18 protein-coding genes are annotated in these 23113 nt (G+C 50.2%); 4 read left to right on the top strand and 14 right to left on the bottom strand.

The window, feature by feature from the left end; genetic code table 11:
* The first annotated feature begins 122 nt into the window (after window positions 1-122).
* Together ACSYSY_RS00190 and ACSYSY_RS00185 are read left to right on the top strand one after the other, a co-directional pair.
* Window positions 123-845 carry a TetR/AcrR family transcriptional regulator gene (locus ACSYSY_RS00190; protein WP_491707335.1) on the top strand — a complete coding sequence of 241 codons (723 nt, stop codon included), beginning with the start codon at window positions 123-125 and terminating at the stop codon, window positions 843-845.
* Window positions 846-1028: 183 nt separating this feature from the next.
* On the top strand, window positions 1029-2450 hold the full coding sequence (locus ACSYSY_RS00185) for an amino acid permease (protein WP_491707334.1): 1422 nt from the start codon (window positions 1029-1031) through the stop codon (window positions 2448-2450).
* A 109-nt stretch (window positions 2451-2559) separates the two neighbouring features.
* Here ACSYSY_RS00185 and ACSYSY_RS00180 read toward each other — a convergent pair whose 3' ends face one another.
* From ACSYSY_RS00180 to pstC, 5 genes are all read right to left on the bottom strand, one after another.
* Window positions 2560-3135, bottom strand: a complete 576-nt coding sequence (locus ACSYSY_RS00180; RefSeq protein ID WP_491707333.1) for a DJ-1/PfpI family protein — start codon at window positions 3133-3135, stop codon at window positions 2560-2562.
* A 112-nt stretch (window positions 3136-3247) separates the two neighbouring features.
* Window positions 3248-3952 (bottom strand): phosphate signaling complex protein PhoU, encoded by a 705-nt coding sequence (phoU, locus tag ACSYSY_RS00175; RefSeq protein ID WP_491707332.1) that lies wholly within the window; start codon window positions 3950-3952, stop codon window positions 3248-3250.
* A gap of 3 nt (window positions 3953-3955) precedes the next feature.
* On the bottom strand, window positions 3956-4762 hold the full coding sequence (gene pstB, locus ACSYSY_RS00170) for a phosphate ABC transporter ATP-binding protein PstB (protein ID WP_491707331.1): 807 nt from the start codon (window positions 4760-4762) through the stop codon (window positions 3956-3958).
* Window positions 4763-4789: 27 nt separating this feature from the next.
* Window positions 4790-5662 (bottom strand): phosphate ABC transporter permease PstA, encoded by an 873-nt coding sequence (gene pstA / locus ACSYSY_RS00165; protein ID WP_491707330.1) that lies wholly within the window; start codon window positions 5660-5662, stop codon window positions 4790-4792.
* A complete protein-coding gene (gene pstC, locus ACSYSY_RS00160; protein WP_491707329.1) occupies window positions 5659-6603 on the bottom strand; it encodes a phosphate ABC transporter permease subunit PstC in 945 nt (314 codons plus the stop codon). The genes pstA and pstC overlap by 4 nt, the downstream gene beginning before the upstream one ends.
* 256 nt (window positions 6604-6859) lie before the next feature.
* On the opposite strand from pstC, the gene ACSYSY_RS00155 reads away from it, so the two are divergent.
* The gene (locus ACSYSY_RS00155; RefSeq protein WP_491707328.1) at window positions 6860-9403 is read left to right on the top strand and encodes a glycosyltransferase family 2 protein; all 2544 of its coding nucleotides are present in this window, start codon (window positions 6860-6862) and stop codon (window positions 9401-9403) included.
* Between the two features lie 64 nt (window positions 9404-9467).
* A complete protein-coding gene (dps, locus tag ACSYSY_RS00150; RefSeq protein WP_491707327.1) occupies window positions 9468-9977 on the top strand; it encodes a DNA starvation/stationary phase protection protein Dps in 510 nt (169 codons plus the stop codon).
* A 95-nt stretch (window positions 9978-10072) separates the two neighbouring features.
* Here the strand turns inward: dps and ACSYSY_RS00145 are convergent, their stop codons facing one another.
* The 9 genes from ACSYSY_RS00145 to ACSYSY_RS00105 all read right to left on the bottom strand — a co-directional run bounded on the left by ACSYSY_RS00145 (window position 10073) and on the right by ACSYSY_RS00105 (window position 23078).
* Window positions 10073-10525, bottom strand: coding sequence for a hypothetical protein (locus ACSYSY_RS00145; protein WP_491707326.1), 453 nt, complete (start codon window positions 10523-10525; stop codon window positions 10073-10075).
* A 33-nt stretch (window positions 10526-10558) separates the two neighbouring features.
* Window positions 10559-11779 carry a glycosyltransferase gene (locus ACSYSY_RS00140; RefSeq protein WP_491707325.1) on the bottom strand — a complete coding sequence of 407 codons (1221 nt, stop codon included), beginning with the start codon at window positions 11777-11779 and terminating at the stop codon, window positions 10559-10561.
* Window positions 11780-11795: 16 nt separating this feature from the next.
* The gene (locus ACSYSY_RS00135) at window positions 11796-12722 is read right to left on the bottom strand and encodes a hypothetical protein (RefSeq protein WP_491707324.1); all 927 of its coding nucleotides are present in this window, start codon (window positions 12720-12722) and stop codon (window positions 11796-11798) included.
* Window positions 12723-12864: 142 nt separating this feature from the next.
* Window positions 12865-15804: a glycosyltransferase gene (locus ACSYSY_RS00130; protein WP_491707323.1), complete on the bottom strand. Its 2940-nt coding sequence runs from the start codon at window positions 15802-15804 to the stop codon at window positions 12865-12867.
* A complete protein-coding gene (locus tag ACSYSY_RS00125; RefSeq protein ID WP_491707322.1) occupies window positions 15797-17587 on the bottom strand; it encodes a tetratricopeptide repeat protein in 1791 nt (596 codons plus the stop codon). The genes ACSYSY_RS00130 and ACSYSY_RS00125 overlap by 8 nt, the downstream gene beginning before the upstream one ends.
* 14 nt (window positions 17588-17601) lie before the next feature.
* Window positions 17602-19083 carry an HlyD family type I secretion periplasmic adaptor subunit gene (locus ACSYSY_RS00120; protein ID WP_491707321.1) on the bottom strand — a complete coding sequence of 494 codons (1482 nt, stop codon included), beginning with the start codon at window positions 19081-19083 and terminating at the stop codon, window positions 17602-17604.
* Window positions 19080-21293 carry a peptidase domain-containing ABC transporter gene (locus ACSYSY_RS00115; RefSeq protein WP_491708186.1) on the bottom strand — a complete coding sequence of 738 codons (2214 nt, stop codon included), beginning with the start codon at window positions 21291-21293 and terminating at the stop codon, window positions 19080-19082. The genes ACSYSY_RS00120 and ACSYSY_RS00115 overlap by 4 nt, the downstream gene beginning before the upstream one ends.
* 293 nt (window positions 21294-21586) lie before the next feature.
* Window positions 21587-22453, bottom strand: a complete 867-nt coding sequence (locus ACSYSY_RS00110; RefSeq protein ID WP_491707320.1) for a DMT family transporter — start codon at window positions 22451-22453, stop codon at window positions 21587-21589.
* 64 nt (window positions 22454-22517) lie between these two features.
* Window positions 22518-23078, bottom strand: coding sequence for an invasion associated locus B family protein (locus tag ACSYSY_RS00105; protein WP_491707319.1), 561 nt, complete (start codon window positions 23076-23078; stop codon window positions 22518-22520).
* Window positions 23079-23113 lie beyond the last annotated feature (35 nt).

The raw sequence follows: 23113 nt of genomic DNA, 5'->3' as shown, positions 1-23113 counted from the left end.
CTTCAATATTAGCCATTGGGACAGTATGACTCTCAAAAAAAATCAAAAAAATTGGAAATTCTCTTTAGTTAGGTATGGAAACTATCCGGTTTCCTCGCTAAAGGTCAATCAGAATTTTAAACATGTCCGGGAATTTAATTTTGTCTTCACGTTCTGAAGCCCCCCATGACCCAGCATTACCTAAGACAGCGGAGCCATCAGGCGTATGCCGCTGCCAGAGTGAGTGCCTGAGTGAAGACAGCGAAAAAAGAGAGCGTATTCTCGAAGTCACGTCCACACTTCTTGAAGCACACGGGTTTCGTGATATTTCAATGGATAATATCGCCAAAAAAGCCGGAATGTCCAAAAAGACCCTTTATCTGTATTTCCCATCAAAGAAGGCTCTTCTTGAGCAATTGATACTTGAGAAACTATTTGGCCCCCTTGTGGTTCCCCCCAATCAGGATGAGGGAGATATTGAAGCGCAGCTCTCTCACTTTATCTTTAAGCTCGCAGACAAGCTCTTTCATGAAAAACGCCTCGGCCTGCTCCGGGCCATTATCGGTGAAACAAGCCGCTCTGCTTCAGTCCAGAAACTGATGAACGACCTTTTTCACCTTGCAAGCCCTAATCTGGGACTGCAAAAATGGCTCTCCCTTCAGCAGGAAAAAGGGACTTTGAAGATTCCCTCCCCTAAAGATGCCGCTGATTATCTGTTCGGCCTTACTTTATGCGTCCCGCTTCTCGGGCAACTGTCCCATTGTGGCCCCATGCGGGAAAAGGCCGATTTTGCCCGTTTTATCAGAGAAGGCATCCGCATATTTCTAAACGCCTATCAGGTCAAACCCGAGATACATCAGGATTGACGATTCCTGCCATTTTCAGAACAGGCAAATCTTCATCCCGGCGCACGGATTTTCGTTTTCACTTGCCTTGATAAAGTAGAAAACTTATAACTTATAGTGATATTCTCAAAAGACATAGCTGCTATGACCTCAACGAAGGACCAATGACCCAATGCGTTCAAGACCGCTTTTCGGAATGACACTATGACAGAATCGACTCAAGAGGCACAAAATTCCGATCAGGGTTCCGTTAGTCACGAAGGTTACAACAAACACTTAAGCAGACGTCATATCCAGATGATTGCCTTGGGCGGTGCCATCGGAACGGGTCTTTTCCTTGGTGCCGGCTCGCGCCTTCAGCATGCTGGTCCTTCCCTTGTGATTGTCTATGCCGTCTGTGGTCTCTGTGCCTATATGATTTTGCGCGCCATGGGTGAGCTTGTCATGTATCGCCCGACCAGTGGCAGCTTTGTCACTTATGCGCGGGAATTTCTTGGGGAATGGGCCGCCTATACATCGGGCTGGTTCTCTTTCCTCAATTGGTCCATGACGGGGATTGCTGATATTACGGCCATTGCCCTTTATATGCATTACTGGCCTATTTTCAGTGACATCCCCCAATGGGTGATTGCTTTGGGAGCCCTCGTCGTTGTCGGGGGGATCAATCTGGCAGGGGTTCGCCATTTTGGTGAAATAGAATTCTGGCTGTCTCTCATCAAAATTCTCACACTGATCGCCTTCCTGATTGTCGGCGGGACCATCCTCTTTATGGGCATTGAGGTCGGGCACCATAAACCCGGTCTTTCTCTGATTGCCAATTCAGGCGGGCTCTTCCCCCACGGCATTATTGCCCCTCTCATGCTCGTTCAGGGCGTGGTCTTTGCCTATGCCGGAACGGAAATCATCGGCGTTGCCGCGGGCGAATGTGATGACCCGCATAAAGTGATTCCACGCGCTGTGAACAGTGTTATCTGGCGGATTCTGTTATTTTATGTCGGTTCCATTGCCCTGCTTGTTCTGGTTCTCCCCTGGACCGAATATAAAGCGGGTGTCAGTCCTTTCGTGACCTTTTTCCAGAAGCTCGGCGTGCCTGGAATCGACAATATCATGAATTTTGTCGTTATGATGGCGGCTCTTTCGAGCTTGAACTCCGGTCTTTATTCCACCGGTCGTGTTCTGCGTGCCTTGTCTTTGGGTGGATCAGCCCCTCAGGCTCTGTCAAAGCTCAGCCGGCGTTCTGTCCCTTATCTGGGGATTCTGGCGACCTTGTTTATCTATCTGATCGGGGTCGGGCTTAATTATCTTATTCCTGCACAGGTTTTTGAAGTTGTCCTGAGCCTGTCTTCTCTCGGCATTCTGGGCACATGGGCTTCCATCGTACTCTGTCAGCTGCAACTTCATAAACGAATCCGCTCAGGGGAAATCCCTTCAACAGGCTTTGATATGCCCTGGGCTCCGTATAGCGGCTGGGTGACGATCGCGTTCCTGATTTTCATCGTCGCCATGATGGTTTTCGATTACCCGTCAGGCACCTTCGCCGTGTTCTCTATCCCTCTGCTTGCAGCCTTGTTCTGCGGGGGATGGGCACTGGTCAAACGCAAGAAACGCTCAGAAACGTTACAATAACCGTTTCACTTACAGTTTCGTCCCAAAAGAAAAATCCCCCAATTTTCACCGGGGGATTTTTTTTGCCTTCATTATGAAAGACCGTCTGCGAGGTAACGCGCTTATCCGGTCAATCTGACTTACTCAAAAGCACCAGAAACTGACGTATTAAAGCAGGATGAGCCGGCCAGGCTGGCCCTGTTACAAAATGCCGGTCTGTAATCGCGTCATCCAAAGAGATATTCTGATAATCAGCCCCCGCAAGGAGCATTTCTGCACGGCATGCCGGATAAGACGATATTTTATAGCCCGATATCACATTGGCAGCAGCCAGTAATTGCGGCCCATGACACACAGCAGCGATGGGCTTCCGAGCCTGAGAGAAATAACGGATCAGATCCAGGACACTGTCATTCTGGCTCAATTGCTCAGGACACCGTCCCCCCGGGAGAAAAAGGCCGTCATAATCTTCTTTTTTGATCTCAGAATAAGTCGCATTTAACGTGAAATTATGCCCCCGTTTCTCGGTATAGGTCTGGTAGCCTTCAAAATCATGAATAGCCGTCGCAAGGGTATCGCCTTTAGATTTATCGGGAGAGACAACATCAACCTGATAACCTACCATCAACAACATCTGGTAAGGCACCATCAGTTCATAATCTTCTACAAAATCTCCCGCTACGATCAAAATACGCTTTTGAACCATGATTATCCTCAGCAGTAAAAATCACATCATACTGGCCTGGGACATAAAGACTGATTGGCTCCAGGCACCAGACGAACTAACCGGAAAAGCTGCGCAGACAAGGATCTCCCGATCAGTGTCTGCTCTCGCCCTTGCCCCCTTTCGGGCGTTCTGTCGGGAGGTTATCCCCCGTTACGGCATAATAAATACGCTCGGCAATATTCGTTGCATGATCCCCGATACGTTCGAAATTCTTGGCAACGAACAGAAGTTCCGTGCAAGGGCGAATATTGCGTGGATCTTCCATCATATACGTCACCAGCTCCCGGAACAGGGTCGTATAATATTCGTCCACCCCTTTATCAGAATGCCAGACTTCCACAGCAAGGTCTGTATCCATATGGGTCAGGGCTTCGACTGTTCGGTGGAAATTCTCTTTTACCAGTTTTCCCATGCTGAGAAGACCGGAAAGAGAGACATTCCCTCCTTCTGAGTCAGCTTTTACGACCTTGCGAGCAATAGATGCTGCATAATCGCCAATCCGCTCCAGATCACCCGTATTTTTCAGCGCGGCCACAATCTCACGTAAATCACCCCCCATAGGGCTTCTCAGCGCAAGGAGACGGATGGCAAGCCCTTCAACCTCACGTTCAAGGGCATCCACTTTCGGGTCTTCGGCCACAGCTTTATGGGCTGCCTGCTCATCATGATTGGCGATTGCTTCAAGGGCGAGACTGACCTGTTCCTCAACCTGCCGTCCCATTTGCGTCATCAAGGCACGCAGGTGGTCCAGCTCATGCTCATAGCTTCTGACAATATGCGAACGATCAAGAGACATAATTTATCCAAACCTGCCCGTAATATAATCCTGGGTCTGCTTCTGCCTGGGATTGGTGAAAATACGATCAGCCTGATCAACCTCAATCAGGCGCCCCATATAGAAAAATGCAACCCGGTCAGCACAACGGGCGGCCTGTTGCATATTGTGTGTCACAATGGCGATTGTGAACTCTTCTTTCAATTCGTCAAGCAATTCTTCAATACGTGCCGTGGAAATCGGGTCCAGAGCTGACGTTGGTTCATCAAGCAGAAGCACCTCTGGCCGCGTAGCAATAGAGCGGGCAATACAGAGCCTCTGCTGCTGCCCCCCCGATAGGCCCGTCGCAGGCGCTTTCAGGCGGTCCTTGACCTCATTCCAAAGCGCAACACGCGTCAGAACGTCCTGTACACGGTCATCCATCTCGCTACGGCTGAGGCGTTCATGGAGGCGGACGCCAAAGAGGATATTATCGTAAATTGACATGGGAAAAGGCGTCGGTTTCTGAAAAACCATACCGATCCGCGTGCGCAGAATATCAAGATCAATTGATTTATCGAGGATGTTCCTACCGTCAAAAAGAACCTCTCCCGTCGCTTTCTGGCCGGGATAAAGGTCATACATACGGTTAAAAATCCGCAGGAGCGTCGATTTTCCACACCCGCTGGGGCCAATCATGGCCGTAACCTGCCGGGCCGGGAAATCAATCGAAATATCATGCAGTGCGTGACGGTCACCATAATAGAAATTAAGGTTCTTAACCGCCAAAGCCATTTCTACCGGAACATTCACGTCAGTTTCGACCAAAAACTCTACCGGGTCCTGAGTCATAAATTCACCTTACTGGTTACAGCTTTCTTACTGATGACGTGAAGAAACACGCACGATAATATTGATCATCAAGACACCCGCCGTCACAATCAAGGCGCCCGTCCAGGCGAGCTGCACCCAATCCTCGTACGAGGCTCCGGCATATTGATAAATAACAACAGGCAAACTCGCCATGGGTTTGGAAATATCCCATGACCAGCCCTGATTTCCCAAAGATGTGAAAAGCAACGGAGCCGTTTCCCCGCCCATACGGGCAAGGGCCAGTAAAATGCCCGTCAGAACACCCTGCCTGGCAGAACGAAGGCTTAAAAACATGATAACGCGCCATTTCGCAGCCCCGAGGGCAGCCCCGGCTTCTCTCATGGCCGTCGGCACAAGGCGCAGCATATCTTCAGTCGTACGGATAATGACAGGAACGGCCAGAACAGCCAGTGCCACAGACCCTGAAAAAGCCGAAAAATGCCCAAAGGGTGCGACGAGAATCTGGTAGATAAATAATCCGACAAGGATGGACGGCACTGACATCAATATATCGGCCACAAAGCGGACAATAGCGGCAAAACGATTGCCCTTTCCCCCATATTCAGAGAGATAGATCCCGCATAAAAGCCCAAGCGGGGCTGCAATCAGCAACGCCAGTCCTGTCTGGATCACACTTCCAAGAAGGGCATTTCCCAACCCGCTATGCGTGCCGGGCGGTCCCATGGATTTTGTAAAAACAGACAGAGACAGCCCTGCAAGACCTTTGCTTAATAACATCCATAAAATGGAGAGCAGGGTTACAACAAGCAGACTCCCTGCTGCAATGCTCAACCCTGTTGCACATTGGCTTTTAAAACGGCGATAGGCAGCCCGCCTGTCACCCTGCCAACGGGACTCTCTCATATCAGCCTGGGTCATTGCTGCTTCCCTTTCAAAAGGCGCGCACAGGCAAGGCTGAGGCAGGACAAAATCATCAACACAAACCCCAGGGCCATTAAGGAAGAAAGCCGCAATGAGCCTTCGGGGCTTTCAGGAAATTGCAGGGCAATCAGCGAGGCAACCGTACTGCGGGGGGAAAAAAGAGACCAGCCAATGGAGGTTACGTTCCCGATCACAAAAGTCACCGCCATGGTCTCACCCAGGGCACGCCCCATTCCCAACACGATGGCCCCAACCATGCCCGTTCGGGACCAGGGCACAATAACCTTGCTCATCACTTCCCATCTTGTCGCCCCTAACCCGTAAGCGCTTTCTTTCAACATAGGGGGCACAGCCTTGAAAACATCAATCATCACAGCGGTGATAAAGGGAGCGATCATCACAGCCAGCACGATGCCGGCCGTGACAAGGCCCGTGCCTATGGGGAGCCCTTTTAACAAAGGGCCTATCAGCCATAAATGCGCCGCATGATGGTTGAGAAACGGCTGAACGACGTTAGCCAGAAAAGGCACGATCGTAAAAAAGCCCCACATTCCGAAAATAATTGAAGGAACAGCCGCCAGTAACTGCACCGCCGTGCCCAGAAGGGAAGACAGGCGAAGTGGGGCAATGAATGTCAGCCAGAAAGCCGTACCAAATGCCAGAGGAACGGCAATCATCACCGCAATGACCGTGCTGACCACCGTCCCCAGAAGGGGGGCAAGCACAGCGTAATGATCTGTAACGGGGTTCCAGCTTGTATGGGTAAAAAACCCAAGACCGAAGGTGGAAAAAGCTTTCTCCCCACCCAGAGCCATCAAGGCAATCAGACCGCCAAGTACAAACAGTACAAGAACAGCGCAAAGCCATAATAATCCATGAAACAGCCTATCGGGATTGAGGAGGCTTTTTATAGACCGTGCCCTCGGTGCCATCTTCATCTTTCAGAACCCTATTACCAGCTAATATACGAACCATGCTCTGAAATTCGCGTATCCCTTTCATGTGCTTTAGCGCCCCTGCTCACGAAGGGCAACCATACACAGGCAGCCTTTACGCGCGCTTACTGAAAATAACAGAATAAAACACTTCTCAAAAAAAGATATGGTAATCGAAAACAGGATTTTCACATCATCGTCTGTTATAAAAGAAAAAGCGTTACACTATTCTGAAGACCTTATCCGGGGAGATCATTTTGTGACCTTGAAGCCATCTGACCAGTCTCTTCCAAGCCCTGCCAGACCTCGCGAGGGGAGCCCTTTCAGAGGCTACGTGGAAGGCTATAAAGCAGGATATTTCTATGGATGGGCGTTTGATATGCGCAATCCGTCCGCACCGGTCAGGCTTCATCTGCTCGTGGACCGCCAAGAGGTCGCACAATTCATATGCAATGTTCCCAGAGCGGATGTGATTGAAAATCTGGGCCTGCCCCTTTGCTCTGTAGGGTTTAATTTTGCTCTTCCTGAATTTTGTTTTGACCATAAACCCCATGAGATCGGGCTGCGCTTTCCTGACCGGACCATTCTGCCAATCCCTGACCCCCACCATGAAGGCCGTCAGATTGAAGCCCTGACCTTCTCCGGAGAGGCAGAGACCGACTATCGCAGCTATATTGACGGGGTCTTTAAGGGATGGCTGAGAGGGTGGGTCTGCAAACGCAAAACCCCTTACCAGAAATGGGAAGGAGGAATGACCGTTTCTGTCTCCGTGGATGGGGTGTCTCTGGCAACAGCGCGGGCAGACCATTACCGCAGCGACGTCTCAGAAGGGCTGGATTGCGACCCTTGTTGCGGTTTTGAGGTGTTTCTCCCGCTCTCACTGAGAAATCGCCAGATCCATCAATTTGATGTCACGATTGTTCCAGAAAACAAACCCTTACAAAACAGCCCGTTCAAAAGCTCGCTCGTGCAGGATGATCTGGAAACCAGGCTCATTGAACTTCAGGCCACAATTGGCAATCTGCACCGGCAACTGACCAGCTTACGCCGGGAGGTCAGGGACCTGATTCCCAGAAAGCCATTTAATCTGACCAATTACGATGAGTGGTTCCGGCACTATCAGAAAGCCCTTCTGGGGAAAACTGAACGACTGCGTGTTCTCAACCCCCTCCCCCATCAGCCACTGATCAGCATACTCTGTCCCGTCTGGAAGCCATTGCCGGAGGATTTTGAAGCCGCCATTCAATCGGTCATGAATCAGACCTATCAGAACTGGGAGCTGATTTTGGTTGATGACGGCAGCCAACATCCTGAAACGCATACCCTTATGCGCCGCTACAGCCACGAAGATCAGCGTATCAGATCTTTCTTTCTTGAAACGAATCATGGCATTGCCGGGGCCACAAATGCCGCCATTGAACAGGCCCGTGGTTCCTATATCGTCTTTTTCGATCATGATGACTGCCTGAGCCCTGTTGCCATTGAAGTCATGACACGGGCGGCTCTGTCTTCAAAGGCAAAGCTGCTTTATTCCGATGAGGATAAGATTGACGCATCCGGCTATTATCTTGAACCCAATCTGAAACCGGATTTCAATTATCGTTACCTGCTGGGGTGCAATTACATCTGTCACCTGACCATGATAGAGGCTGAGACGCTTCGTGCTGTCGGCCCGCTCTCAAAACGTTATGATGGTGCGCAGGATCATGACCTGATGCTCAGGGTTGTTGAACATCTGAACGGAGCCTCCATTTTCCACGTTAAAGAGATCCTTTATCATTGGCGCAAAACCCAGGGTTCCACCGCGGCGACGCTTTCCAATAAAAGTTATGCCATTGATGCAGGCATATCGGCCGTGCAGGACCATCTCGACCGTCAGCAGATAAAGGGGAAGGTCTCATCAATTGATAAGATGAGCATCTATAACGTCAACTGGACGACACGCGCTCAACCTTCCGTGACGATTATCATTCCGTTCCGTGATCAGCCGGACATGACAAGACGCTGTGTCGAGGCGCTTCTGAAACACCAGAATTACAAAAACATGTCGCTCATTCTGGTTGATAATTTCTCTGTAGAAACAAAGACACTGGAATTTTTGCAACAGATTGAACAAAAGCCCAATGTTACCGTGCTGCGGCTGGAGGAACCCTTCAATTTTGCACGCCTGAATAACAAGGCTGCCCGTCATGCCAGAAGTGATTATCTGTTCTTTTTGAATAATGATGTTGTGATCGAACAGAAAGATTTTCTCAAAACCATGATGCAGGAACTGCTTTCAATCCCTCAGGCCGCTATGGCAGGGGCGCGGCTTCTTTACCCCAATGGGTCCATTCAGCATGCCGGCGTTGCTGTAGGGCCTGACGTTATCGGGGCGCATATGCATAGAACAAGACCGGGCCATGATTATGGCTATAGCGGGCGGATCTGCCTCAGCCATGAAGTTACCGCCGTAACAGGGGCGGCCATGCTGGTCAAAAGAGATATTTTTGAAGATGTTGGCGGCTTTGACGAAGAGGGCCTTTCCGTCGCCTATAATGACGTGGATCTCTGCCTCAAGGTCCGCCAGAAGGGCTGGAAAATTATTTATTGTGCCGATGCCATCGCTGAACATTTTGAGAGTTTTTCGCGCAAAAGCGACGATCGTCCCGAACATGAAGAGCGCTTTTTTCATGAAAAAGAGCATATAAAAGAGCGTTGGAGAGGCAACCCCCTCTTTGAAAATGATCCTGCATACCCACGTTACTTTAGTGAGCTCGAAGAAACCTTCTTCGATTTTCGCGATTTGGAAACCATTTCATGAGATAAACGAGGGACGGTTTTCCTTTGTTTTTCTGCGAAGGAAAACCACGAGAAAGGATATTTTTATGACCAAAATGAATCACTTTCGCACAAAAAATAATACCCCTGATAATACCAAGGCCGTTTCCATTGAGCTCCTTAATGCCCGTCTGGCTGACTTGATTGACCTGGCCCTGATTACAAAGCAGGCACATTGGAATCTGAAAGGATCTCATTTCATTGGCATCCATTTAATGCTGGATGGTTTCCGTTCAGAAATTGATGGCTATAGCGATTCTGTCGCTGAACGCGCTGTTCAGCTTGGCGGAAGCGCCTTTGGGACGGTCCAGACTGTTGATAAGAAAACCAGCTGCAAACCTTACCCTACAGATATTTACGAAGTTCAGGACCATCTGAAAGCTCTGATCGACCGTTATGGGCATGTTGCCAATAATATGCGCCAGGCCATCAAAACCACAGATGAAGCCGGAGATGATGATACGTCCGATCTCTTTACGGAAGTCTCTCGTGGTCTTGATAAGAACCTCTGGTTCCTGGAAGCTCACCTTCAGGATAAAGAAGTCGTTAAAGGTTAATTTTTCTACGTGCCTATCAAACGAAAAAGGCGCGGGAACGATTAAGTCCCGCGCCCTTCTTTTTAAAAGATCCAGGCGAATCCTCGCTTAAAAGCTCATAAAGACCGGGCCAGATGTTCACGGGCAAAGAAGAAAGGATCCTCTTTGAGAACATCAGCTACACGGCGCCCATCGGGAAGAGTTTCATCTGTTTTCAGGCCGAAATCTGTCAGATCATCCAGAGATTTCTGACCTTCAGGGGTCGTGATTGGTTGGCGTGAAAAGCCTTCCAGAACCAATCTGACCAGCCCGCGAAAATCCTCTGCGCCCAGAGCGGTTGGTGCGCCACCTTTTTTACGTTGTACAAGCCAACCACGTGTCGCCACTTCAAGAGGCCCCCATGCACTGTTTTCAATGCCAAGAGCTCTCTGGCTCAAGGTCTCGATCGCAGCCATGGAGAGCTGGTTCAAATCGTCCGTCGATAATTTTCCAGGCGGAACGGAGGGGGCTTTTTTCACGACCCAATGCTCAACCAATAGTCTCAAAGCGGGCAGGAGTTCAACGGGCATAAAGGGCTTCCATTTACTGAAAAAATCTTAAAATCAACCAACCAGATGCGTAATCAGGTCATCATAACACTGCAAATAATTTCTGACATCAAGAACGGCACAGGCTTCTTTGCGCACTTTGCTTCCCAGGCGTTGCGCACGTTCCGGGTCATCAAGCAGATCCAGAATGGACTCTGCAATTTTTTCCGGCTCAAGCAAAGAGGTAAGACAGGCTGTGTCATCATGAACCAGAAATTCTTTTACAGGCGCTGTATCACTGGCAACAAGAGTACACCCTGCTGCCATAGCTTCCCGCAGGGACCAGGACAGCACAAAGGGATAAGTCAGGTATGTGTGCACGTCTGAACGCTGGAACAATCTTACCAGATCTTTATGACTGAGCCAGTCAAGGAAATGAATCCGCTCAAGATCGAGTTTTCCTTCCAGTTCAGATAACAAGGTCTGCCGCCACGTCCCCCCTCCACTGGGAGGCAAACCGTAACTGACGTCATCATGTCCGACAATCACGACCCTTAGATCAGAGCGTCTTTTCTGGAGTGATGGCAACGCTCTCATAAAACTGTGGAACCCCCGATAAGGTTCCAGACTACGCGCGGCATACGTCACAATCTTGTCCTGAGGAGATAAAACAAGCGTGCCGATTTTTACCTCACTCTTTTTACATTTCCTGTCAGGGCGGCAGTTTTTTAAATCCACTCCCTCACGTAAAAGCGTGATTTTCTGCTGGGCCCATTCAGGGTAGGTCTCTTTCTGGAAGCGCGTTGGAGTCTGCCCCCATCCCGGCAGCGTCAAGGCATTCAGATTAACGAGGTTTTTGGCCCTTACAAAAGGCGCTAATTCAGGGTTAAAGGGAAATTCGGGATCGAAATTAACATCCTGACCCGTCAGATGATAATAAAACTCAAAATACCCGAGGATCGGGACATCCGGAAAAACATCCCCCATCCGTAAAAGTTCACCCCATCCATGATGGCCAATAATAATATCAGGCTGATAACCCAGCATTTTAAGCGAGTTAGCGACAGTTGCCACGATATCGGCCCGCCATAATGCCTGGGAGAACTCCCTTGCATAAGGGTGTCCCCCTTCATCCTTCACAGACGGGATCGAATAAAGGACTTTTTTGACACCTTTTATTTCACGCTGAGCCTGGCTGGTAATAAAGACAATCTCATGCCCACCCTGTTTTACAAGATGTCTTAAAATATGGGCATATTGTGCCGGAAAGCTCTGGTGAATAAAGAGATACCGCAATCCGCTCTATCCCACCCTAGCTGACGGTTGTGCGTGTACGGCGTGTGGTTTTTTTCGTTCCTTTCGGTGCCTCTTTCTGACTGGAAGACGCTTTTTCTTTCTTAACCTTGACCGGTAGAACCTCTAATTGAAAGGCCTCAAGAGGCGCCAGGCTCTCACTTTCCAGCATAACTTCAGCCCCCTCGACGGGGCCTGTTTTTGTGCCATCGGTAAAGCAGCCTGTCAGACGCAATGTCCACTCTTTTGTCGCTTTTTCTTTAAGACGAATGCACATCCCCAGAATAGGGAGCGACATTCCTCTTGAGCCACAGAATTGGCCACCCTCACTCCAGGGAGAGAGCCACCCTTTCCCCAGCACGGCCTGATATTCGATATCCTGTGCCTTGATATGAGATTCCGGACTGACAGAAAAACCCTCGATCCACAAACCACTTCCCGGTTTGCCCATCCAGACTCCTACGGGCCTGACAACGTCCCCTTCTCTCTGGATATGAGCACTCACTTCCTGCAGATCATTCTCTGCTGCCAAAGCGATCTGCCCAGCTCCCCTGGCGTGTGAAACAGACGGCTCACCCTGCTTCTGCTCAGACCCCTCTCCTGCAAAAAGGCGCATCACCTGAAGACGGGGAGCCTCGTGCTTACTGCCCAGATCCTGATAGACTGTGACAAGAATTCCCGTACGGTCACGATTGACTCTGACCAGAGCCGCATTATGGGAAGCTCCCAGCCAGCCATCCTGGGAAAAGGTGCTGATCTCAACATCCTCTGCCGTTGATAACGGAGCCCGGGAGACACGCACGCCAGGCAACCCGGAAGCCGCAGCCTCTCTCTGGCCTGGAGCGTGTAAAACGCAATATAATCCTTTATCAAGAAAAATGACGTGCGCCCCGGTTTTCAGATCAACCACACGATCAGACTGGTGTTGGTCTTGCGTCTCAGACATCGCGCCTCACTACTAATAATAGTGTTTCCACAGTTTTACAAAATATCCAGAATAAAAAATTATCCCGGTAAAAAAGTCTCAAGGCATTTAATACCAGTATTAAACGCCACAACATAACGATAATGAAAGACGAAAGAAAGTCTTATAAGCGATTTTTTCTCGATATTACATGCTCAAGGATATAATCTGCCAGACGATCAACAGGCAGACCAAGCGGAAGAACTTTGCCCCCTCCCCTGCGCTGTATACGTTCACTCACGGCTCCTATATCAAAACAAATAACCTCCAACCCGGCTTTCCAGAGCCAGCTCAAGGCATAAGACCATGTTTCGGGAGCAACTGAAGGGATAAACCCAATATCAAGCTCTGCTTCTTCAAGCAGGAAAAGCACATCTTCATCATCGTACGTCCCCATTACCTGGATGCCAACATCCATCAGGGTCTTGTCATCTCTTGTACCTCCAACAAGAACCAGCTCAATTGGAAGAGCGTTCTGCTGAATATACTCTCCCAGTTTCCGTAAGACATCATAGCCTTTCCAGCGGCTTATACCCCCTAAAACCCCGACACGATAAGCCCTGTTTTCAGGATTCAGCGATTTAAGCGGCGGGAAGGACGATTCATCTTCCAGTGGCTCTATGATGATATTCCCAATATCCGGAAAATGCCGGGTCAATCTTTTCGCGGCATCAGAGACGGGAACAGTAATGGAACGTGCTGAGCGAAACTCCTCTTTTGAACGTTCAAGCAAATCTTCAATCGCTATGTCTTCTTCCAGCGGTGGAGGCTGGTTAAGACAGTCACGGCACGCCTGAATGCCTCGTTCCCCGCAATAATGACCCTCTGCATTCAAGAGCGTAATGCGCGGACAGTACCACACATGATCATGCACAAAGATATCAAGAGGAACATCAAGGAGTTTATGCAACCGTCGGACCCATGGTGCATGCCCGACAAGATGGTGCCACTCCACGAATGTGACACCAATTTTACGCAACCAGCTTAGCAGCAACATGGCATCTTCCGGCAGTGCAAACTGCAAATTGGGCCATAATGCCGGATCTTTGCCGAATTCGAGGCTGCATCCCTGTGGCGTAGGGCGCAGCCTGAAAGCCATAATGCCTTTTTGATCATAGGCTTCAACGCGCTTCTGGACAGCCCGGGCAACACCCCCGCCATAATTATGCTCTATCAGCAGCACAACCTCTTTTTTACGCACTGCTTTTGTCAGACGCATGAAATCCATCCTGCGCCTGGTCAGACGCAGAGGATCACGATGCATGAATTCCGCAATCATCATATCGTAACCGGGATGAAGGGCATTCAATAGTCTGAGGTTGCGCTCAATCAGAGGATGTTTGTTCTTTTTAAACGAACACCCCCCTTTATGCAGAACATAGACATTCACCGCCGCCAGGTGACGGAACCCCCGCGCTGTAGCCCGGAGGCAGAAATCATTTTCCTCCCCATAACCCTGGGAAAAAACGCTATTTCTGAAAAATCCCGTCTCTGCCAGACACTCAGCCGAAATGGCCATGCAGAACCCATTGGCCGTCGGTAATTCTATTTCCGTAGTCGCTCCGTTTTCCCGGCATAACGTGTCAATCAGCTGCGCTTCCCGTTTATCCGGTGCAGGATTTTCAACCTCTATGGAGGGATAGGATAATAACGTCGCATGATTGGAAAAAGGTGTTACCGTTCCAACGTCCCGGAGCGTCAGCCACTGCCTTAAGCGCTCAACCCATCCTTCAAATACGACCGTGTCACTATTCAGCAAAATAACGTCAGCATTCTGTGCGTAACGAAATCCCTTATTGACCGAAGCCGGAAAACCCAGATTCTCTTCATTTCTCAGAAGCGTTATTTTCTTTTCTGCCGCCAGACGATCCAGGGCACGGACAATCTCTTTTTCAGGAGAGGCATCATCAATAACGATGACCTCGACAGCCTCAGGCACGGTTTCCAGAACACTTTTCAGGCAATCCATCGTCGCAGCATAATCAGCATAGACGGGTATCAGGACGACGCAACGGGACGTCTTCGTCCCCCTTGCTTCAATCCGCACCGGGCGCGCCTGAACAGGAACCGGGTAATATTGGGCGGGATAGGGTTCTTTATGCTCAATAACCCGCCCTAACTTGGGATCAAGCGGGGCACCGGCCAGGAGCATTCCATGATCATTACGCACTTTGACGAGCGCCCGTTCCTGCCCGGTGATATCGTCAAGAGGAATCGTGAAAGACCTTGCAAACCCCAAAGGATTGAATTGATCAATGTCTTCGAATGTTTGCACCGCATACCAGGGGCCGTCATCAACCTGAATATGGGGCACAAAATCGGGTTCGGCAGGATACCAGATCCACCCCGCCAGTCTGGACGCTTCAGGCCAGATAAGTGATTTGCATTCCGTCAGTGATGCAATATCAAAGGGGCTGCCCAGAAGATGTTTGCCATCAGCCTTGACTGAAAGAGAACGGCCCTGCGCCCAGTCAGGACAGATTCCTTCCTGAAAGGCAGATCCAAGACACACTTCATCGCCCTCAAACGTGCCCAATTTGCGGCCATCGAGCGTGAGAGTAACAGAATGAGCCGTATAAAGCCGTAACAGACCACTATTGGAAATTGTGGCCCACCCTGGTTTTTCTTCCTGCGCAACGAGCGCCTCGATCAGGCCATAAAGCTCAACAGGGGGGACGTAAAGTGACAAAGCCTCCTTCAGAAGGGCCTGTGCTTCCTCTTTCCTTCCAGCCCCCCATAAACCTATAAATTGAGCGAAAACAATCTCTCTGGCATCAAGTTTATTGTCAAAATCTTTCAGACAAGCCAGCGCATGTTCAAATTGCCCGAGTTTCAGAAGGGACATCGCGTAGGCAAAGCCGACCTTCACGTCATTCGGCGCCAGCCGACTGGCACGCCCCAGCCAGAAACAGGCCTGATGAAATAATTCCTGCTGAGACGCCTCCTGCCCGTTTTCAAAGGCAAATTGCGCTTCCCGCAAGGATTTTTCCCGCCAGAGAGCCTCTGTTTCCTTATTTATAACGGAACCGTAATCCCCTATAAAACGTGCCTCTTTTTTACGCATGGGAAGTCTCCTCCCCTCCCTCCTGTTCAGGCGACTTGTCCAGCTCCTGTAACGTCTGTTGTGCTTCTTCAATACCTTGGGAAGCCGCACTCTCAAGCCACTTCATGCCTGCTTTCCGGTCAGTTTTGCCAGCCAGTCCGAAGACAAGATAACGCCCCAGCATAGCCTGGGCCAAAACATGCCCTTTCTGCGCAGCTATTTCGAAATAATGCTGTGCCTTTTCTTTATCTTCAGGGATTTCATGGCCGCCACCATACATGGCTCCCAGAGCAAAGCAGGCCTCGACATTTCCTGATTCAGCCGCTTTCAAATATAAATCAAGCGCCTTTTCATGATCTTTCGGGCAGCCTTCATGGCCTGTAATATACAAACGGGCTACCGCCACGCAGGCATCAGCCATTCCGGAATCAGCGGCTTTTTGCAGCCATTTCAACCCCTCAACCGGATCAGGATCACAGCCTTTTCCTTCAAACAGCATTCGGCCATACCAATATTGGGCATTAACAACACTGTTAAGGGCCTTGCTCATCCAATAAAGAGCCTGTTTTTCATCAAGCTGGCCGCCTACTTCCTGTGCCAGACAGACGCCCAGGTTAAAGGCACTTAACGGGTCCCCCTTTTCAGCGCGTTTCTGCCATCTTTTTCGTATGGCTATCTGCTCTTCCGGCGGCAATGAAACACCGGCAAGGATCAGATTCCCCAGATCAGCGTCTGCCTGACGATTTCCTGAAGATGAGGCTTTGTTAAACCACAAGGCTGCCTTCAGTTCGTCACGTTCAACGCCTGTGCCTGTCAGATAAAAAACACCCAGAGCACGCATCGCATTGGCATGCCCCATTTCGGCGGCCATTTTGTACCAACGGAAGGCTTCTGCTGCATTCGTGTTGAAATTTTCTCCACGGATATACAGATCACCCAGCATGGCTGCTGAATCGGCATGACCATTTTGTGCGGCACGGCGCAGCCAGGTCTCTGCCTGAACGATATTTTGTTTGACTCCTATGCCTTTCAGCAACATCAAACCATAACGTGCCTGGGCTGGAGCAATTTCATATTCTGCCGCCCGTGCAAAATAATGAGCTGCCTGAGCCAGGTCTCTCTCAACCCCGGCTCCTCCTTCATACATCCAGGCAACTGTTGCGTTTGCTGTGCCGACATTCAGATCGGCTGCCTCTTTAAGATATGTGAAGGCTTCCTTTTTCTGTTCGGGAGTTTCTGCTTCACGCAATAAAATCAGGCCATAGCCGAACAACCCCTGAGGGGTTTTCGCTTCAGCTGATTTTTCATACCAGTAACGGGCAAGTTTCTCGTCTTTAATATGCTCCGGCCCGTGCGCATAAAGGTGAGCGACCAGAGCCTTGGCCTGTGCGTCCCCTCCTTCAGCACCCTTTAAAGCCCAGTAGAGAGCTTTATCAAAATCAGGCTTTTTATCAGTATAGGCCGTCCCTTTATTCAGCACACTTGCCGGGGACGATGGATCGAATCCTTCCGGCAGACCCATGGCATATAAGGTGCCAAGACTGAAGCAGGCTTCAGCCAGGCCGGCCTGAGCCGCATGATAGAGCCATTTTGCCCCTTCCTCCAGGGAAGGCGGGGTGCCCTGACCCCGCAAATAACATTGGGCAACCTGGTATTGAGCCTCAGCCACACCTTTTTGTGCAAGCTCGGCAAACAGGGTAAAGGCCTCATAAGGCCTCTTTTCTTTCAAAAGACGAAGGCCCCGCTCCAGTTTGCGTCCTCTCAATCCCTGAGAGAACATCCCCATTGCTTTCTCTACGACCATGATGCCCTTTCAGCTTATGATGGCTCTCTCATGCCATCACTGACAGTTGGAACAATCCGGCTGAAAAGATATTTAAGAATTGTTCTTTTTCCCACATCTATATCCGCAGTAACCGGAACCCCGGGAGAAGGATGGAAAAAAGAAGGTTGCCCATGCAATGTATAACGATCAATCCGTAAACGAACACGGTAAAAGACAGGAGCTCCTTTTACCCCTGCCATGCTTTTAGGATCAATCCCTGCCTTGAGGTTACTTGTTGCAGCATCCGTTGGCATAAAGGAATCCGCACTGATCATACGAACTGTAGCATTCGCCCCACCATAGAGATCATAAGGGAACGTCACAAATTTGATAAGCGCGTGGTCTCCCTGCTTCACAAACCCGCTATCCTGCGCCCTCATAATGGCTTCGACCTCCATACCGGAACGTGTCGGCACCAGCGTCATGATACGCATGCCGGATTCTATCACGGAACCAATGGAGAAAGGCCCCGTCGTCAGGACGATTCCATCTTCTGGCGCACGCAATACAATCAGGCGTTGCCTCATTCTGGCTTTTCTGTAGTTGCTCCTGACCTCATCAAGCTTCCGCTCGGCCTTGGTCAGTTCTGCATAAACTTCAGTTTTCCAGTTCTGGGCGTAGCTTTCGCGTGTGGCTTTCAGCGCTGCCAACTTATTTGTCGTCGAATTGGCTGTCTGTTGAGCCGTAATCAGCTGGCGCTCTGTGTCCATAACAGCATCCTGAGCGCCCAGAGTGGAAAGGCGCGACCCTACCTGCTCTTCCTGCTCGCGCTTTCTCATCTCAAGAACAGCGTTCACAATACGCAATTTGCTGCTGAACATGGCCGTATTGGCGCGGGCACCCTGAAGGTCACTTTCCATCCCGGCAATACGCTGGCCGAAATCCTGCATATGGGCCTGATAGTCATTTTTGCGCCGCAGAAAGATTTTCCCCTGTTCAACAGAGGAAGGCACATTGATATCAGGCTCATAATTCTGCCCGTTCGCTTCTGTTTTCAAGCGGGCCACTTCTGTTTCCAGCGATTGAATCTGCTGAACCAGATTATCTATATCAGCCTGGCTGACCGTCGAATCCAGGCGGGCCAGCACCTGTCCCTTATGCACGAAATCACCCACATCCGCATCAATTGAGCGGATAATCGCCGATTCAAAAGGCTGAATCAGGACGGTCGGCTGCGTTGAAATCATACGCCCGGTAATAGAGACGACTTTATTAACCGGGAACAGCGCCATGCCCGCCAGACTGGCAAGTAACAGGCACCCGATGACCCAGACAATATATTGGGCCGAAGGCGTTGCCGGCATATTGACGAGCGCACGCGTTGGAGAGTGGAACTCCAGCAGAGCCAGCGGCATCCCATCAGGGGCAAAAGGATCTGTCGCTTTTTTGGGGACATTATGAACATCCGAAACGTCAGGGCGCGTTTCCTGCTCACCATCCTGTCGTGGATCGGGGATGAGATTATTATCGCTCATTCACTCTCTCCCCCGGGTAGCTGTCCTTTTTCTTCACCCGCTTCCTCTTCTTTTTCTTCATGAGAGGAGCCAGGATTGATATGACGGTTTTGCTGCAACCATAATGTCCGGTAAATTTCGCACCGCTCCAGCAAAACTTCATGAGGTGCGATATCGACGAGCTCACCATGATCCATCACGGCAATTTTGTCGCAATCAACAAGTGACGACAGCCTGTGTGAAACGATCACCATCGTGCGGCCTTTACCAATACGTTGCAGATTGGCGTTCACCAGCGCTTCAGACTCGGGATCAAGGGCTGAGGTTGCTTCATCAAGAATCATCAGTTTCGGATCGGAAATAACAGCACGCGCAATGGCAAGGCGTTGACGCTGGCCACCGGAGATATTTGTTGAACCTTCCTCAATCCAGGTTTCATAACCGGCTGGCATCCGTTCAATAAACTCTTCAGCCCCCGCCAGACGGGCAGCCCGCACAACGTCATCAATCGTATAGCCCGGACGACCTGCGGTAATATTATCCTGTATTGTGCCACGAAAGAGGAAGTTATCCTGCAAGACAACCCCAAAGGAACGGCGTAAATGATGCAGATTGATTTCTCTCAGATCAATGCCATCAAGGCGCAGATACCCTTCATAATTCCGGCTGACCCCCTGGAGCAGACGGGTGATGGTGGACTTCCCTGAGCCGGACCGCCCCACCAATCCGAGCATGGTCCCAGCCGGGATGGAGAAATTGACGTCGATAAGCGCCTTAGTTGTTGAACCGGGATAGGTAAAGTTTACATTCGTGAAACTGAGAGCCCCCTCAATTTTGGGGCGCATCCCGGTGGTCAGAGCTTTTGTTTCAGTAGGCTGGTTCAGCACCATTCCCGCTTCACCTAATGAAACAGTGACTTCGTTTACTGTTTCCATCAGGCGCGCCAGACTGACCAGAGGGGAAGCCACACGACCACCCAGCATCATAAAGGCCATCAAGGCACCGCCTTGCATACTGTCTGAGCCGGTCAGGATCAGATAAGCACCGACAAGAATGATCCCGCGATTGATAAAAAGGTTCAGTGGAGACACAAATGTATTGGCCCAGTTGGACATCCGTCCAGCCGCCAGACGCCACTGAACAACGTCAGCGGTCCGTTCATCCCATTCTGTACGGCGCGTATTTTCCAACGCCAATGTCTTGACCGTCCTTATCCCGGCGACCGTTTCATAAAGCGTTGCGTTACGGCGCATTTCAGTTCTGATCTGCTGCCCTGCCACCCGGCTCACAGCTGGGAGCATAATCACGACGATCAGACCGATACAGCCAGCGGCGGCCAATGTCAGCCATGCCATGGTCGGGCTCATATAAAAAAGCACCGGCATGACAACGAACAGGACAAACAGGTCCAGCATGGTCGTCAGAAGCTGACCCGTCATAAAGTCCCGAACACGGAACACTGAAGAAAACCGTCCCAGAATCTCACCTGTCTGCTGACGCTCATAAAACTCAAGCGGAAGTGACAGAAGGCGGTTGAACGCATGAAGCGAGATACGGGCATCTAACCTGGTACTGACCACCAGACTGAGCTCCTGGCGACCATAAGTCAGGAGAATTTCGTAAACACTGAGGATAATGACAAACCCTGTCAGAGACACCAGAGTTGCCATGGAGTGATAATTTACAACGCGATCAATCACCTGCATGACAATCAACGCAGGAAATATCTGAAGGATACTCAAGACCATTGAGGAAAAAATAACGTCCCGCAGGCCTTTTTTCTCACGCAGGACAAGCTTTGCAAACCAGAGGAGATCAAAACGGGATTCCGCTTCTGATTCATCCTGCCGGCGTTTAATCAGCAGGACGTCCCCGGTCCAGACCTGAGCGAGACGAAGCTGATCGACTGGAACTGGCGGATCACCTTCCCCCTTTAAGGGGTCCCGCAGCCAGACGATTCCACGCACGGGATCGGTCCCCACCATAAGACCGGCAGAACCATCTCTGAACATAAGAACAACAGGAGGCGTATTCCCCAGACGGACAAGATAATTCCATCGCAGACGCATCCCCTTAGCAACACCGCCCTGGGCACGGACCCAACGAGCCAGCGTTGCCGGAGAGGGGAATTTTTCATCCTTCTCGGTCGCAAAATCCTGTATATCGAGATTAATGCCATGGAAATGAGCCGCCGCTATAACCGCTCTCAAGCGGATATAGACAGGATTCAAAGGTGCAGAAGAGTCATCTTTAGGCGAAGAATGCTGCTCCACGGATTATCCTTCTTTTTTACCTAGGGGCATATCAACATTCCTTTTGACCGCTGCACACAAATTTTAATTAACTTCAGAATTTTATGACTATAATTTCACTATCAGACTTTTGATCTATATGACCAGATCCTCCGATAGAGAAGACCCAATATGTTTTTTTCTGCAAGAATTCATCTAATTCGTAATAACAGACACCTCTAGTAACTTAAACTCTTCAATTTCTCTTCTTGCACAACCCGGAAAAACCGGATTTATGCTTTTTTCTTTTTATGGGCCAAAGCAACGCCCGCCATTACGATAAGACCACCACACCATGTCGGCAAATCCGGCCAGCTCCCTTCAAGAATAAAAGCAAGAACAAACGTCAAAGGAGGCAGTAGATAAAGCAGGATTGCTCCTCTGGCAGCCCCCATAATCCCGATCACATGGCTCCATGAGCCATAACCGATTGCGGCAGGGAAAATGGCCAGCTCCAGAACAGAAACCCAGGCCCTCATGGGCGCATGAGACAATGTGATGGTTCCCTCACGCAACCAGGGCAACAAGAGAAAGGCACCAATCATCAGGACGCAGGCTGTAACAGGCAGCCCCCCATAACGTTGCACCAGCGGACGTTGCAGCACCACATAGCAGGCCGTGCAGAAGGCCGCTAGTAGCTCCAGCCCTGCTCCAGACCCAAATGACAGGCCCCCTTTCTGCCCTATAACGATCAGGGCAACACCCCCAAAACTGACGATGGAACCCAACCATCCGAAAAGAGACAGTGTTTCCCCAGCAAAAAAAACAGCCATAATGCCAGCCATAATCGGCGCTGACGCGATAATCAGGCTCGTTGCGCCTGAAGAGACGGTCTGCTCCCCCAGATTAAAGAGAATATTATAGGCTGTTATCCCAAGAGCCCCGCAGACAAACAGGCGTGGCCAATCCCTTAACCCTGGCAGAACCGGCCTTTTCCAGAGCAGCCATAAACCCGCCAGACAAGCCGCCACAAAATAACGCAAAGAGGCCAAAGGAATAGGAGCAATATCGCGCATGGCCAGACGCACGATCGGGTAAGCACTCGCCCAGGAAAGAATGGATAGTGCGACATAAAAAGGCAGAAGCCGTCTCTGATTCACAAAAACTCTCTCTTATTGCCTTGTATCATGACCTGTTTTCCTACCCCGAAAAGAGGCATGACGCCTACTTCATCAAAGCAGACGCACGCGTCAGGGCGTCAGCCAGTCCAGCTGTCGGAATCTGGAAATTCACGACTTTACCCTTAAGCGTCGTAAACGCAAATTTCGCCTTTTCCGTTTTAAGAAAATTTCTGAACTGGGCCTCATCAAGATCAAACGGAACTTCACACCCTGTCGGAACACAGGTGCTGAAGGCATAAACGTCGCCTACCAGCTCACCCTCTGTGGTGACGGTAACCCCGTCAACCAGGCTCAGCCCGAAAGGGGTTATCATAAGACCGTGTGGTTGGCCGGCATTTGTAGGGGTGAATTCCAGCTTGAAAAAGACCTGTTTTGACTGCCCTTCAAGAAGCTTCTGCGAGATCCTGCAATTAACGCCTGCCTCACCATTATGGCAATCAAGATGCCATTCCTGATACGATTCGTTAACAGCTGAAGCACCATGAGGCAGACTTCCGGCGGAGGCGGGAACGACAGAAACAAGAAGCCCCGCACACCAGATAAACAACACAGCTATAAGGCCAGATAAAAAATGATGCCTTCCATAATCCGATTCTGAGACCATTTTTTCCCCTTACACCCCACTCACACTATCAACAC

Source organism: Aristophania sp. ESL1100 (assembly GCF_058511235.1).
This window is presented reverse-complemented; position numbering and strand designations above follow the sequence as displayed.

What these genes read in the sequence shown, in the direction of transcription:
- pstA (WP_491707330.1), bottom strand. Translation starts at nt 5,662, where the DNA reads ATGACCCAGGCTGATATGAGAGAGTCCCGTTGGCAGGGTGACAGGCGG.
- pstB (WP_491707331.1), bottom strand. Translation starts at nt 4,762, where the DNA reads ATGACTCAGGACCCGGTAGAGTTTTTGGTCGAAACTGACGTGAATGTT.
- dps (WP_491707327.1), top strand. Translation starts at nt 9,468, where the DNA reads ATGACCAAAATGAATCACTTTCGCACAAAAAATAATACCCCTGATAAT.
- pstC (WP_491707329.1), bottom strand. Translation starts at nt 6,603, where the DNA reads ATGAAGATGGCACCGAGGGCACGGTCTATAAAAAGCCTCCTCAATCCC.
- ACSYSY_RS00180 (WP_491707333.1), bottom strand. Translation starts at nt 3,135, where the DNA reads ATGGTTCAAAAGCGTATTTTGATCGTAGCGGGAGATTTTGTAGAAGAT.
- phoU (WP_491707332.1), bottom strand. Translation starts at nt 3,952, where the DNA reads ATGTCTCTTGATCGTTCGCATATTGTCAGAAGCTATGAGCATGAGCTG.
- ACSYSY_RS00125 (WP_491707322.1), bottom strand. Translation starts at nt 17,587, where the DNA reads ATGGTCGTAGAGAAAGCAATGGGGATGTTCTCTCAGGGATTGAGAGGA.
- ACSYSY_RS00135 (WP_491707324.1), bottom strand. Translation starts at nt 12,722, where the DNA reads ATGTCTGAGACGCAAGACCAACACCAGTCTGATCGTGTGGTTGATCTG.
- ACSYSY_RS00185 (WP_491707334.1), top strand. Translation starts at nt 1,029, where the DNA reads ATGACAGAATCGACTCAAGAGGCACAAAATTCCGATCAGGGTTCCGTT.
- ACSYSY_RS00145 (WP_491707326.1), bottom strand. Translation starts at nt 10,525, where the DNA reads ATGCCCGTTGAACTCCTGCCCGCTTTGAGACTATTGGTTGAGCATTGG.
- ACSYSY_RS00130 (WP_491707323.1), bottom strand. Translation starts at nt 15,804, where the DNA reads ATGCGTAAAAAAGAGGCACGTTTTATAGGGGATTACGGTTCCGTTATA.
- ACSYSY_RS00120 (WP_491707321.1), bottom strand. Translation starts at nt 19,083, where the DNA reads ATGAGCGATAATAATCTCATCCCCGATCCACGACAGGATGGTGAGCAG.
- ACSYSY_RS00190 (WP_491707335.1), top strand. Translation starts at nt 123, where the DNA reads ATGTCCGGGAATTTAATTTTGTCTTCACGTTCTGAAGCCCCCCATGAC.
- ACSYSY_RS00105 (WP_491707319.1), bottom strand. Translation starts at nt 23,078, where the DNA reads ATGGTCTCAGAATCGGATTATGGAAGGCATCATTTTTTATCTGGCCTT.